General features: G+C 67.3%; 13 protein-coding genes. 8 read left to right on the top strand and 5 right to left on the bottom strand.

The genetic code is table 11. From position 1 onward, the window contains the following. Positions 1-10: 10 nt before the first annotated feature. Positions 11-820: a SirB1 family protein gene (locus N0B71_RS02720; protein ID WP_259757161.1), complete on the bottom strand. Its 810-nt coding sequence runs from the start codon at positions 818-820 to the stop codon at positions 11-13. Between the two features lie 154 nt (positions 821-974). Between N0B71_RS02720 and N0B71_RS02715 the strand changes: the two genes are divergently transcribed. Beyond that, a complete protein-coding gene (locus N0B71_RS02715) occupies positions 975-2,009 on the top strand; it encodes a Glu/Leu/Phe/Val dehydrogenase family protein (RefSeq protein WP_259757160.1) in 1,035 nt (344 codons plus the stop codon). 719 nt (positions 2,010-2,728) lie between these two features. Here N0B71_RS02715 and N0B71_RS02710 read toward each other — a convergent pair. Together N0B71_RS02710 and N0B71_RS02705 are read right to left on the bottom strand one after the other, a co-directional pair. Continuing rightward, positions 2,729-2,995 (bottom strand): YebG family protein, encoded by a 267-nt coding sequence (locus tag N0B71_RS02710; RefSeq protein WP_259757158.1) that lies wholly within the window; start codon positions 2,993-2,995, stop codon positions 2,729-2,731. A 270-nt stretch (positions 2,996-3,265) separates the two neighbouring features. Continuing rightward, positions 3,266-3,547 (bottom strand): DUF3509 domain-containing protein, encoded by a 282-nt coding sequence (locus N0B71_RS02705; RefSeq protein WP_259757155.1) that lies wholly within the window; start codon positions 3,545-3,547, stop codon positions 3,266-3,268. Between the two features lie 181 nt (positions 3,548-3,728). Here N0B71_RS02705 and N0B71_RS02700 point away from each other — a divergent pair, with 181 nt between their 5' ends. The 7 genes from N0B71_RS02700 to N0B71_RS02670 all read left to right on the top strand — a co-directional run bounded on the left by N0B71_RS02700 (position 3,729) and on the right by N0B71_RS02670 (position 9,158). After that, positions 3,729-4,208, top strand: coding sequence for a phosphate-starvation-inducible protein PsiE (locus N0B71_RS02700; protein ID WP_259757153.1), 480 nt, complete (start codon positions 3,729-3,731; stop codon positions 4,206-4,208). Between the two features lie 85 nt (positions 4,209-4,293). After that, positions 4,294-5,265 carry an HlyD family secretion protein gene (locus N0B71_RS02695; RefSeq protein ID WP_259757151.1) on the top strand — a complete coding sequence of 324 codons (972 nt, stop codon included), beginning with the start codon at positions 4,294-4,296 and terminating at the stop codon, positions 5,263-5,265. Beyond that, entirely contained in the window at positions 5,247-6,419 is a 1,173-nt protein-coding gene (locus tag N0B71_RS02690) for an ABC transporter permease (RefSeq protein WP_259757150.1), read from the top strand. The genes N0B71_RS02695 and N0B71_RS02690 overlap by 19 nt, the downstream gene beginning before the upstream one ends. A gap of 9 nt (positions 6,420-6,428) precedes the next feature. Then, on the top strand, positions 6,429-7,562 hold the full coding sequence (locus tag N0B71_RS02685; protein WP_259757148.1) for an ABC transporter permease: 1,134 nt from the start codon (positions 6,429-6,431) through the stop codon (positions 7,560-7,562). Positions 7,563-7,593: 31 nt separating this feature from the next. Next, positions 7,594-7,953: a YceK/YidQ family lipoprotein gene (locus N0B71_RS02680; protein ID WP_259757146.1), complete on the top strand. Its 360-nt coding sequence runs from the start codon at positions 7,594-7,596 to the stop codon at positions 7,951-7,953. Between the two features lie 28 nt (positions 7,954-7,981). After that, on the top strand, positions 7,982-8,329 hold the full coding sequence (locus tag N0B71_RS02675; RefSeq protein WP_259757144.1) for a YceK/YidQ family lipoprotein: 348 nt from the start codon (positions 7,982-7,984) through the stop codon (positions 8,327-8,329). 43 nt (positions 8,330-8,372) lie between these two features. After that, positions 8,373-9,158: a 3-hydroxybutyrate dehydrogenase gene (locus tag N0B71_RS02670; RefSeq protein ID WP_259757142.1), complete on the top strand. Its 786-nt coding sequence runs from the start codon at positions 8,373-8,375 to the stop codon at positions 9,156-9,158. Between the two features lie 433 nt (positions 9,159-9,591). On the opposite strand, the gene N0B71_RS02665 is transcribed toward N0B71_RS02670, so the two are convergent. Together N0B71_RS02665 and N0B71_RS02660 are read right to left on the bottom strand one after the other, a co-directional pair. After that, positions 9,592-11,622, bottom strand: a complete 2,031-nt coding sequence (locus N0B71_RS02665) for a DEAD/DEAH box helicase (protein WP_259759724.1) — start codon at positions 11,620-11,622, stop codon at positions 9,592-9,594. A 441-nt stretch (positions 11,623-12,063) separates the two neighbouring features. Next, on the bottom strand, positions 12,064-12,960 hold the full coding sequence (locus N0B71_RS02660) for a DMT family transporter (protein WP_442964647.1): 897 nt from the start codon (positions 12,958-12,960) through the stop codon (positions 12,064-12,066). Between the last annotated feature and the right edge of the window lie 18 nt (positions 12,961-12,978).

Raw genomic sequence — 12,978 nt, 5'->3', positions numbered from 1 at the left:
CGCGCAAGCCTCAGTGCAGCGCCTTGGACAGCACGCTGATGTTGCCCAGGCGCTGGGCCAGGCGCAGTTGCTCGGCGGCGTCGTTACTGAGCAGCAAGGCGCGCTCCAGGTCGTAGCGTTCGGCCTGCGGGCAATCCAGGGTGTGGTACAGCTCGGCGCGGGCCAGGTGATCGCTGGCGCTGGGCGGCCCCAGCTCCAGCACACGCTGGGCATCCTTGAGCGCCGCCAGCGGCTCCCCGGCGGCCAGGTGCAGCTCCCGCAGGTTGCGTGACAGGCGCTGGAGCATGTCGGCGGCGCTGGCCGTGGCGAGGTGCGCCGCCGTCAGCTCGGCGTTGGGCCCCAGGCTGCGGGCCAGCAGGTCACGGCAATCGCGGGTGTACAGGCGGCGGCCGGTGGCGGGGTCTAGCAGGTGGTTGGCGCTGGGCACACGCAGCAGGAAACGACCCGGGAAGTTCACCCCGACCAGGGTGATGTCGTTGCGCCGTGCCAGCTCCAGGGCGATCAGCGCCAGCGACAGCGGTTGCCCATGGCGCCACTGCAGCACCTGCGGCAGGAGCGCGGCGCGCGGACGCGAGGGGTACTGGTCATCTTCGGCAAAACCCAACTCGCTCATGCGGCGCAGCAGGACCTGGGCGCGCTCGGCGTCGCCTGTGCCCGAGGGCAGGGCGACCGCCACCTGGTGCGCCAGCGAGTCGAACAGCCGCTGCGCCTGTTCCGGCGGCAGCTGCGGTTCGTGCTCGGCGGCGATCCACAGGGCCGCCTCGAACAGGGCGGGCGGGTCCTGGGCAAGACAGGCAAGGCAGGCTTGACGCGGGTCCATGGTGTTCTCCGGCTGACCCTGCGGTTGTAACCGCTGCGCTGGCTCCGCGTCCAGTGACGCGGTCGTCGCCTGTGAACATGGCATGACAGGCGCTGCCTATACTGTGGAGGTCGGTTCGCCGACCGACGACCCATCCCAGCAAGGGAGCGCCGCCATGTTCGACATGATGGAAGCCACCCGGCTCGAGTCGCTGCATCTCGCCCAGGACCCGGCCACGGGACTCAAGGCCATCATCGCCATCCACAATTCCCGGCTCGGGCCGGCACTGGGGGGCTGCCGCTATCTGCCGTATCCCAGCCACGACGCGGCCCTGCGCGACGCCGCGCGCCTGGCCCAGGGCATGAGCTACAAGGCCGCGCTGGCCGGCCTGCGCCAGGGCGGCGGCAAGGCGGTGATCCTGCGCGCGCCCCATGTCAACAACCGGGGCGAGCTGTTCGAAGCCTTCGGCCGCATGATCGACTCGCTGGGCGGCGCCTACATCACCGCGGTGGACAGCGGCACGTCCAGCGCCGACATGGACTGCATCGCCCAGTTCACCCGGCATGTCACCAGCACCAGCGCGGGCGGCGATCCGTCGCCCCACACCGCGCTGGGCGTATTCGCCGGCATTCGTGCCAGCGCCCAGGCGCGCCTGGGCAGCGACGACCTCGACGGCCTGCGCGTGGCGATCCAGGGCCTGGGTCATGTGGGCTATGCGCTGGCCGAGCACCTGTCGGCCGCCGGGGCGGAGTTGCTGGTGAGCGATATCGATGCCGGCAAGGTACAACTGGCCGTGGAACAACTGGGCGCCCGCCCGGTGCCCAACGAGGCGCTGCTCACCACCCCGTGCGACATCCTCGCGCCGTGTGGGCTGGGCGGCGTGCTGACCTCGCAGGTGGTGGGCCACCTGCGCTGCGCGGCCGTGGCGGGCGCGGCCAACAACCAGCTCGCCCACGCGGACGTGGCCGATGAACTGGAGGCCAGGGGCATCCTCTATGCGCCGGATTATGTGATCAACTCCGGCGGGTTGATCTACGTCGCCCTGCAACACCAGGGCGAGCCATTGCCGACCATTACCGCCCACCTCTCGCGCATCGCCGAGCGGCTGACCGAGGTCTATGCCCACGCCCAGGCCGATCACCTGTCGCCGGCACGCGTCGCCGACAAGTTGGCCGAGCGGATTCTCTATGGGGAATATTCGGGGCATTGAGGCTGTCGCACCGTGTAGGAGCGGGCCACGCCCGCGATCACGCGCATGGCGCGTTCCTGCAGATGGGCAGTGCAGATTGGTGTCACCTGGTGATCGCCCATTCCGCCGCGCGGGATTTCGCGGACAAGGTCCGCTCCTACGAGGGACACGTCGGCTCCCCGTGTAGGAGCGAGCTTGCTCGCGAACCGCCCAGCGCCGCACTTCCTTGTAGGAGCGGGCCATGCCCGCGTTCACGCGCATGGCGCGTTCCTACAGATGGGCAGTGCAGGTCGGTGTCACCTGCTGATCGCCCATTCCGCCGTGTGGGACTTCGCGGACAAGGTCCGCTCCTACGAAAAGCACGCCGCATCGCTTTTAGCTTCGGCATTGGCTTTTGAGGGTTCCAGTGAAATGGCAATGCACTCCAAATGCCCCGTGCAGGAGGCCGAGTGGAATCGGAGTTTCAGGGGGTGAGCGACATGGATGTCGCGAGAGCTGCGATGGGCCAGGGATGGCCCTTCGCAGCGTGCCCCTGAAACTTCGATGGAGCGAGGGAATTTTTCGCCTGAGCGAAAAACCGGATGTCGGGGCAAGACCTTTGCCTTCTTTGGGGCGTTTGCCAAAGAAGGTCGCCCGAGGGGGCGAAACAAGAAGCTCGAGCGCACGCAGACGCGGCGCTTGGATGCCAAACAGGAAGCCGCTACCCGCTCTTGCTTGAAATCATCGACGCCGCCGCGGCTTTATCCCTCAGCCGCCGCCTCGCTGAAAAGCTCACTCAACGCATCGGGCTGGTTCTTGAAGGCCCGCGCGAAGGCATCGCGGTTCCTGGCCATGAAGATGCCGATCTCCTCGACCTGGTCCTCCTTGAGCGAAGGCACCGCCTTCTGCAGCACGTCGGCCAGCGTTTCCGCCAGCTCCAGCATCTTGTCGTGCCGGTCGGCTTCTGCCTTATCCATGAACAGGCGCTCCGGATCGCGGCTGCTGCGGTACACCACTTCGACGGCCATTCATCACCTCTGTGCCTTCTCTTGATAGGGGGGAGTTCGAAATTACTGGTTATTTATACAGTAAAGTGATCGCGCAATGCTACTGCTGCTGTGCGGTTCGTTGCCAGCAGCGTAGACGCTGGAGAAGGCGGTGCCTGTAGATCGCCACTATGGGCGGCGGGCCAAAGCAGTGCGCGCGCCCTGTTGGCGCGCGCGGCAGGGCCGCGTGACTGGCGCAAGGAATCGTCAGTCAGATGGCTCTGAAGGAAGGAAAACTTGCAGCCTACGGCGTCAGGACGCGATCGGCAGGCCGCTTTCACCCCGGGTCATGGCAGCCAGCAGCTGCGGCGCGGTGCCGCCTTGCTCGATGGCGATGCCGAAGCGGATGCTCTGGATGAAGCGCTGCAGCTGTTCCGGATCCTGCAGCTGGGTGTTGCGGATCAGGCGGCGCGCGGCCACGCCGGCGTCGGTGGAGAGGGTAAGGACGATACTGCCGTCAGGCCGTTCAAGGCTGAAGTTGACGCGGTACTGTTCCTGGAAGGCGTCGGTCAGTTTTTGAAAGGGGCTTTCCATCACTCGTTCCTGCCTGTTCTGTGGCGTGCCTCTGGATGGACTCGGGGGCCGCGGAAAAAGTTGCAGTCATCTTGTCGCAGCCTGTCTGTGGGATGACTGCGCAAGATCAATGGCGTAGCACTTGCAGGCTTCACGCCAACCAAGCCTTGTGATGCTGATTTGTGATGGGGAGAACCGACGAATGAAACAGAACTGGGCCGAGCGCCTGAGCGAGCGGATGCACGGCTGTGCCGAATCCCTGGGCAACCTGCTGGTGGAGGGCTTCCATTATCTGGCCCTGTTCGCCATCGGCGGCACGGTGTTCTGGTCGGCGGCGGTGGCGTTCGGCGAGATGGTCGGCAAGGGCCATGCGAGCATCGACGACATCCTGCTGCTGTTCATCTACCTCGAGCTGGGAGCGATGGTCGGCATCTACTTCAAGACCAACCACATGCCGGTGCGCTTCCTGATCTACGTGGCGATGACCGCGCTGACCCGCCTGATGATCGCCGACATCCAGCACAACCACGTGCCCGACGACGGCATCATCCTGGTCTCGGTGGCGCTGTTGCTGCTGGCGCTGGCGATCCTGGTGGTGCGCTATGCCTCCTCGCGCTTCCCCTCGCCGAGTTCGCCGCAACGCAGCGGCGAACGCGAGCTGATCAGCGATGACGAGCGCTGATCGCCCATCCTCATTGATCCGCGACCGCCGCTCCGGTGGCGGATGCACTACCATCGGTGCATCCGCCAGCTGAGAAGAGCGCTCCATGAAGGGATGGAAACTGTTTGCCCCCCTGCTGATTCTGGTGATCATCGCCATTACCCTCTATCTGCGCCTGCACACCCAGCCGCTGCTGCTCCAGGGTGAAGCGGACGCCACCAACGTCATCGTCGCGTCCAAGGCCAAGGGCCGGGTCGAACTGCTGCACGTGCGGCGTGGCGACGATGTGAAGCAGGGGCAGCTGCTGATTTCCCTCAGCAGCCCGGAACTGCAAGCCCAGCTGGATTCCCTGCGCGCCGCGCGCAACCAGGTGCAGGCCAACCTCGACGAGTCCCTGCACGGCACCCGCGAGGAAACCCTGCGAGCCCTGCAGGCCAGCCTGTCCCAGGCCCAGGCCGAACTGCGCAACGCCGAGCTGGAGTACCAGCGCAACGAGGAGCTGGCCGGCCGCGGCTTCGTCTCCCAGGCTCAGCTGGACCTCTCCCGCCGGGGCCGCGACGTGGCGCGCAACCGTGTCGCCGAAGCCCAGGCCAATCTCGACGAAGGCACCCAGGGCGACCGCGAGGAGCGTCGCCGCGCCCTGGAAGCGGCGGTGCGCCGGGCCGATGCGCAGATCCTCGAACTGCAGGCGCAGACCGACGACCTCAACGTGGTGGCGCCGGTGGATGGCGAGGTCGGGCCGATCCCGGCGGAGCAGGGCGAGCTGGTCAACGCCTACAGTCCCTTGCTGACGCTGGTGCGGCTGTCCGACGCCTACTTCGTGTTCAACCTGCGGGAGGACATCCTCGCCGACGTGAAGAAGGGCGATGAAGTGGCCATCCAGGTGCCCGCGCTCAAGGGCATCGAGGTGAAGGCCAAGGTCAGCTACATCGCACCGCTCGGTGATTTCGCCACCAAGCGCGCCACCCGCGCCACCGGTGATTTCGACCTGAAGACCTTTGAGGTGCGCCTGTATCCGGACCAGCCGGTAGCGGGCCTGCGCCCCGGCATGAGTGCGCTGTGGCAGTGGAAGCAGTAAGGCGCAACCTGCTGCGTTTCGCCCAGGCCTTCGGCAGCGAAACGCGGGTCGCCCTGCGCAGCTGGACCATTCACTGGCTCGGCTGGCTCTGGCCGTTGCTGCTGTTCGTGGTGATCAGCGGCGTGTACCAGGCGGGCACCTTGCTGGACATGCCGGTGGCGGTGGTCGACGCGGATCACAGTAGCCTGTCGCGGCGCATCGTGCGCGAACTGGACGCCGGCTCCCACGCCAAGGTCGAGGTGCTGGGCGGCGGCCTGCAGGAAGGCCTGCGCCGCCTGCGCATGGCCGACGACTACGCGCTGCTCTACATCCCCCGCGACTTCGAGGCGGACGCGCTGTCCGGACGCCAGCCGGTCGCCGAGCTGTACTACAACTCGCTGTTCTATTCCGCCGGCTTCTACTCGACCCAGGACTTCAGTGGCCTGATGAGTTCGGTCAATGCCGACCTGCGCCCGCACCTGGCCGCCGGCATGGACCGCCCCATGCCGGCGCTCGCCAGCATCAGCGTGTCCTACGAAAGCCTGTTCAACGCCAGCGGCAACTACATCTACTTCCAGCAGTTCGCCGCCATCGTCCATTTGCTGCAATTGTTCGTCATCGTCGCCACGGTGCACGTGCTGGCGCGCGAGGCGCCCGAGCTGCGCGCCTCCTCGCCGCACATCCTGCGCGCCCAGGCGCTCGGCGCGCGCCTTTTGGGCAAGCTGGCGCCCTACACGCTGCTGTTCAGCGCCTTGCTGATGGTGGAGTTGTTCCTGCTGGTCGAGCTCAACGGTGCGCGGATCAACGGCAACCCGTGGTGGATGCTGGCGATCACCGTCTGCTATGTGGCCGCGGCGCAGAGCGTCGGGCTGATGCTGTTCATCTTCACCGCCAACCGCTTCAGCGCCTATTCGCTGATCGGCCTGCTGATCGGCGTGGCGCAGACCTACTCGGGGGTGCTGCTGCCGGAACTGGCGATGCCGCCGATCGCCCGCTTCATCTCCCTGGCCGAGCCGCTGACCCACACGCTGCACGGCCTGTTCGACCAGTTCCTGCGCAAGGCCCCGGCCGAATCCGGCCTGTACACCTGCTGCAAACTGCTGCTCTACCCGCTGATCGCCTACATGATCGCCAAGATGCGCCTGCGCCGGCGCCTTGACCTGAGCCCGGCGTAAGGAACTGCCATGGAGAACTTCTACAAGGTCTTTCGCGAATCCCTGAGCGGCATGCTCGGCAAGCCGCTGTGGCTGCTGATGGTGCTGTCCGTGTCGCTGACCACCTTGCCCTACGCCCACCGCACCATGGACGACCTGCCGGTGGCGGTGATCGACATGGACCACAGCGGCGTGTCCCGCGAGCTGGTGCGCCTGCTGGACGCCACACCGAAGATCGCCACCCTGGGCTACGACCAGTTGCCCGAGGCCCAGCATGACCTGGCCTGGCGCAAGCTGTTCGCCATCGTGGTGATTCCGTTGGACTTCGAGAAGCGCGTGCTGCGCGGCGAGGCGGTGACCGTGCCGATCTTCGGCGACGCCACCAACCGCATGGCCAACGGGCAGATCCAGCAGGACATCAGCGCCACCTACAGCGAGCTGTCGCTGCGCTACAACCGCGAGAAGCTCATGCGCGGCGGCTTCTCCGAGGTGCAGGCGGACGTCCTGCTGCAACCGGCCGTCGGCCAGCTCACCGACCTGTTCAACCCCGGCACCAGCTTCGCCGCCATCGTCCTGCCCGGCCTGGTAACGCTGATCCTGCAGCACAGCCTGCTGCTCTCCTGCACGCGGGTGAACCTCAACCTGCGCGGCGGCACCCCCCGCTCGCTGCGCCAGCCCACCTCCACGCGCTTCGGTCGCTACGCCGCGCAGCTGTTGATCTGGACGGTGCTGGCGATGCTCTTCTACGTCATCTGGCCGTGGATGATGGGGTACCGGCAGACGGCCTCGTTCTTCATGCTGATGGGCCTGGTGCTGCCGTTCCTGCTGGCGGTGATCGCCATGAGCGAGTTCATCGCCGAGCTGCTGCCCTCCGAGGAAGCGGTCTACCTGACCATGACCTTCATCACCCTGCCGCTGTTCTACATGGCCGGCTTCACCTGGCCGCCCCAGGCCATGCCGCACTGGGTGCAATTGCTGGCGGACGCGATCCCGTCCACCTGGGCGATCCGCGCGGTGGTGGAGATGAACCAGATGAACCTGCCGCTTTCAGCCGTGGCTGACCGCATCCTCATCCTCTTCGCCATGGCGGCGGCCTACGGCTTGCTGGGTACACTGATCTACCAGTACCGCAACTGGCGCTGGGACCAGCTCAAGGGTTGGTAAGCCGCTTGGGCTATGAAGAAGGAGTTTCGACATGCCGATGATCCGTCCCTGGCTGCTGCTCGCCGCCGCGTTGCTCGGCGGTTGCGGGTCCTTTCACACGCTGCGTAGCGATGCGGTGGTGAACGCGAGCGACTTGCGCCTCAAGGGCACCTACTGTGGCGCCATCCCGCGGGTGTATGGCGGGGTCGTGTGGGATGCCTGCCAGCTTTACGGCGAGCCGCCGCAGGATGCCAACCAGACGCCGCCCGCCACACCGGCCAACCAGGTATTCGGCCCGCCGGTCCTGGCGGTGCTGGACATGGCGTTGTCGGGCGTCGTCGATACCCTGGCCTTGCCCTACACCGTCTATCGGCAGCAGCGCGACGGCAGTATCGAGCTGCGGCGTGATTGAGCCGCTCTCGGCTCAGGGAGAAATGACAATGCTGATCCGCTTGGCGATGGCGTTGATGATTGCCGGAAGTTTGGCCGGTTGCGGATCGTCCCGAACGCTTTCCACCGACAACGTTGCTCGCGTCGATGATTTGCAGCTCAGGGGAACGGGCTGCGGTAACACGCTCCCGCGAGTATACGGTGGAGTGGTCTACAACCTATGCGTGATGAGCGGTGACGCCCATCCTCGTGGCGGTCCCTTGTACAGCGTCGCCCCGATGAACGTACCGGTAGCGTTTCTCGACATGGGGCTTTCCGCAGTGGCCGATACCCTGACGCTGCCCTACACGTTGTACCGTCAGCACCGAGACGGCGATATCCAGCTGCTGCGCGATTAGAGCCGTCTAGAGTGAGAGTTCCACCTTCCCCCGGAGCTCTCTGATGAATGCATTGAACGGCAAGGTCGCGGTGGTCACCGGCGCGGCCAGTGGCATCGGCAAGCAGATCGCCCTGACCCTGGCGCAGGCCGGCGCGGCGGTGGCCATCGCCGACCTGCAGCAGGACGCCGCCCAGCGCGTGGCGGTCGAGATCGAAGCCGCCGGCGGCAAGGCCCTGGCGGTGGCCATGGACGTGACCGACGAGCAGGCCGTGGACCGTGGCATCGATGAGGTCGTTGCGGCGTTTGGCAGCCTCGACATTCTGGTCTCCAACGCTGGCATCCAGATCGTCAATCCGCTGCAGGACTTCGCCTTCGCCGACTGGAAGAAGATGCTCGCCATCCACCTCGACGGCGCCTTCCTCACCACCCGCGCGGCGCTGCGCCATATGTACCCGGCGGGGCGCGGCGGCGTGGTGATCTACATGGGCTCGGTGCACTCCCACGAAGCGTCGCCGCTCAAGTCCGCCTATGTCACCGCCAAGCACGGCCTGCTGGGGCTGGCGCGCACCCTGGCGAAGGAAGGCGGCCCGCACGGCGTGCGCTCCCACGTGGTGTGTCCCGGCTTTGTGCGCACGCCGCTGGTGGAGAAGCAGATTCCCGAACAGGCGAAGGAGCTGGGCATCAGCGAGGAGGCGGTGGTGAAGCAGGTGATGCTGGGCGGCACGGTGGACGGCGAATTCACCACGGTGGAGGACGTGGCGCAGACGGTGCTGTTTCTCGCCAGCTTCCCCTCGGCAGCGCTCACCGGGCAGTCGGTGCTGGTCAGCCACGGCTGGGGGATGCGCTGAGAAAAAAGCCCCGGCGCAGGAGGAAGGCTGGCCAGGGCTACAGGGGAAATCATGGCGCCGGCAGGAGTCCTGGTTTGCCCGGGGCGTCTGCCTCTGCCGGGTCCGGCTCGTTGTGTCGGCGCAGGTGTAGGTTCCTACAGGCGCGTGGTGGGCGATGTAGTGGATTTCCACTGGTGATGTAGGAAGGTTCTTTCATGTAAGCGGGCGAGGGGGACGGTTGCAGGAGTGTTCGCCGGGTTGAGCGGATGGGCGGGTGGGATTTCGCGGACAAGGTCCGCTCCTACAAAAAGCGGCGCCTGTGCCCGGACGTTCACCATGCCGGATGTTCTGTAGGAGCGGGCCATGCCCGCGACCGCGCGCAGGGTGCGCTCCAGGGAAATACCATCGCCGGGCGGGTTCGCGAGCACGCTCGCCCCACAAGGGGCGAGGCGATTCAGACGGCCTTGGGCAGCGGTGCGAACAGGGCGTCGATATCCGCGTCGTCCAATTGCCAGTCGGTGCCGGAGCCTTCGAGGATGCCGGCGGCCAGCGCGGCCTTGTCGCGTTGCAGCAACTGGATCTTCTCTTCCACCGTGCCCCGGGCGATCAGCTTGTAGACGAACACCGGCTTGTCCTGGCCGATCCGGTAGGCGCGGTCGCTGGCCTGGTTCTCGGCGGCCGGGTTCCACCACGGGTCGTAGTGGATCACGGTGTCGGCAGCAGTCAGGTTCAGGCCCACGCCGCCGGCCTTCAGGCTGATCAGGAACAGCGGTACGCGGCCTTCCTGGAAATCCTTCACCGGCGCGCGGCGGTCGCGGGTGTCGCCGGTCAGCAGGGCATACTCCAGGTTGCGCTCGGCCAGGGCCTCGCCGATCAGCGCGAGCATCGAGGTGAACTGCGAGAACACCAGCACGCGGCGGCCTTCGGCGAGCAGTTCCTCGAGCATGTCCAGCAGGTACACCAGCTTGCCCGAGGTGACCGCGCGCGCCGACTTGCCGGTAGGCGGCGGCGCTTCCTTGTTCACCAGGCGGATGTCGCAGCAGACCTGGCGCAGCTTGAGCAGCGCCTCGAGGATGATGATGCGGCTGCGCGCCAGGCCGCGGCGGGCGATCTCGTCGCGCACCTTGCGATCGAGCGCCAGGCGCACGGTTTCGTAGAGGTCGCGCTGCGCCTCGCTGAGTTCGATGTGCTGGATGAACTCGCTCTTGGGCGGCAATTCCGAGGCCACCTGCTCCTTGGTGCGGCGCAGCAGGAACGGGCGGATGCGCGCGGCGAGGTGCGCCAGGCGGCCCTGGTCGCCGTGGCGCTCGATGGGCGTGCGGTAGTCCACGGCGAACTGCCGCGCATCGCCCAGCCAGCCCGGCAGCAGGAAGTGGAACAGCGACCACAGCTCGCCCAGGTGATTCTCCAGCGGCGTGCCGGTCAGGCACAGCCGGTGGCGCGCCCGCAGGTGGCGTGCGGCCTGGGCAGCCTTGGTGGTGGCGTTCTTGATGTTCTGCGCCTCGTCGAGGATCAGCAGGTGGTACTCGTGCTGGGCGAGCTTCTCGGCGTCGCGCGGCAGCAGGGCGTAGGTGGTGAGGATCAGGTCGTGCTCGGCGATCTTCGCGAACGCCTTGCGCCGTCCGGCGCCATGCAGGGCGAGCACGCGCAGGTCGGGGGTGAAGCGCTCGGCCTCGTCCAGCCAGTTGGGGATCAGGCTGGTGGGCATGATCACCAGCGCCGGGCTGCTCAGGCGCCCGGCCTGTTTTTCCAGCAGCACGTGGGCGAGCGATTGCAGCGTCTTGCCCAGGCCCATGTCGTCGGCGAGGATGCCGCTGGCGCCGACTTCACGCAGGGTTTGCATCCAGCTCAGGCCTTCGTGCTGATAGGCGCGCAGCTCGGCGTTGAGGCCGGCGGGAATCTGTGCCGGCTGGGCCCGGTAGTCGCGCAGGCGATGGGCGATCTCGCGCAGCTGCTCGCCGCCCTGCCAGGTCAGCGGCAACTCTTCCAGTTCGGTCAGGCGCGCGGCGTCCGGCGCGCCCATGCGCAGGCGGCGCACCGGGGGCTGTTCGCCGAGGTAGAACTCCGACAGCGTGCCGAGCAGCGGCTTGAGCCTGCCGAACGGCAGCGACACGCGCAGCGGGCGGTCGGAGGCGGTCTGCCAGGTATGGATCGGGTTGCGCCCGGCATCCAGGCGCAGCACCAGTTGCTCATCGTCGGCATGGCGGGCGAGGGCGACCGGGTCGAGCAGCGCGGGCATGCGCCGGATCAGTTCGATCAGGGCCGGCAGCAGGCTGATGCGCCGGCCTTCCACCTCGATGCCCAGCTCCAGGTCGAACCACTGGCGGTCGTCGGTCTCCTCGATCTCGGCGTACCAGTTCTTCACCGGCGTGAGGTCGAAGACGAACTCGGGGCGGATATCGATTTCCCAGCCCTGCTCGCGCAGGCGCGGCAGGCCTTCGCGCATGAATTCCTGCCAGGCGCTGTCGTCGGGCAGCTCGAACATCTCCCCGGCGCTGTCTTCCAGGGCATCGCTGCGGCGCATCGCCGGCTTGAAGCCCAGCTCGCGCAGGTCCAGGCGCCAGGCGTGCTCCAGCTCCAGCGCGCGGCTGACGCGGACGATCTGGTCATCGCGGAATACCCGGATCTCGCGCCCCGAGCGCGGCGTGACGCTGCCCGACACCGGCATGTCGCCATACAGGAAGGCCAGCGCGGCGCGATGCCGCGAGATGTTCTGCATGCGCCCGCTGCGCAGGTCGAAGCCGCTGTGCACGTGGCTGCCCAGGGTCAGCCGTGGCCGCGGCGCGAGTTCGTCGCGCTCCACGGCAGGCAGTGGAGAGTCGGCGGGTGGCTTCATCCGAGTGTCCTTCCGGCAGTCCAGCCGAGTACGCAAACGCCCGATGATACCGCGATTTTCCCCGGGCGGGACTGTGAAGGACGCCGGCGGTCAGCGGGCGAAGCGTTTCGCCCCCGCCACGCACAGCACCACGGCGACGGTGGCGCCGGCCATCAGCGGGCTGATCTGCTCGTGCAGCAGCAGGCCCGCCAGCGCCAGGCCGAAGAACGGCTGCAGCAGTTGCAGCTGGCCCACCGCGGCGATGCCGCCGGTGGCCAGGCCGTGGTACCAGAAGAAGAAGCCGATCAGCATGCTGAACAGCGAGACGTAGGCCAGGCTGATCCAGGCCGGCCAGCTGGCGCCGCTGAAGGTTTCCGGTTGGGTGTACCAGGCCAGCGGCAGCATCAGCGGCAGGGACAGCACCAGCACCCAGCAGATCACCTGCCAGCTGCCCAGGTGCCGGGCAATGCGTCCGCCTTCGGCATAGCCCAGGCCGCAGACGGCGACGGCGGCCAGCATCAGCAGGTCGCCGGTGACGTTGCCCGCGCCGCTCTGCGACAGGGCGAAGCCCGCCACCACCGCGCTGCCCAGCCCCGAGCAGATCCAGAACGCCGGGCGCGGCTGCTCGCCGGCGCGCAGCACGCCGAACAGCGCAGTGGCCAGCGGCAGCAGGCCGACGAAGACGATGGCGTGGGCCGAGTTGACGTGCTGCAGCGCCAGCGCGGTGAGCAGTGGGAAGCCCACCACCACGCCGCCGGCGACCACCAGCAGCGGGACCAGGTCCTGGCGCGCCGGCAGCTTCTGCCGCAGCAGGACCAGGATCGCCGCTGCCAGCAGGCCGGCGATGCTGGCGCGGGCGAGGGTGAGGAAGGTCGGGTCGAAGTCGGCCACCGCCACCCGGGTGGCCGGCAGCGAGCCGCTGAAGATGAGCACGCCGAGGAAGCCACTGAGCCAGCCGCCGAGGTTGCTGTTCGTGGTCAGGGTGTGGGTGTTGTTCATGGTGGGCATCCGGCAGGAGAGCGAGCT

The organism is Pseudomonas sp. GCEP-101, from assembly GCF_025133575.1.
Classification (GTDB): Bacteria; Pseudomonadota; Gammaproteobacteria; order Pseudomonadales; family Pseudomonadaceae; genus Pseudomonas; species Pseudomonas nitroreducens_B.
The sequence above is the reverse complement of the archived record's forward strand: the minus strand, read 5'-3'. Positions and strand labels throughout refer to the sequence as shown.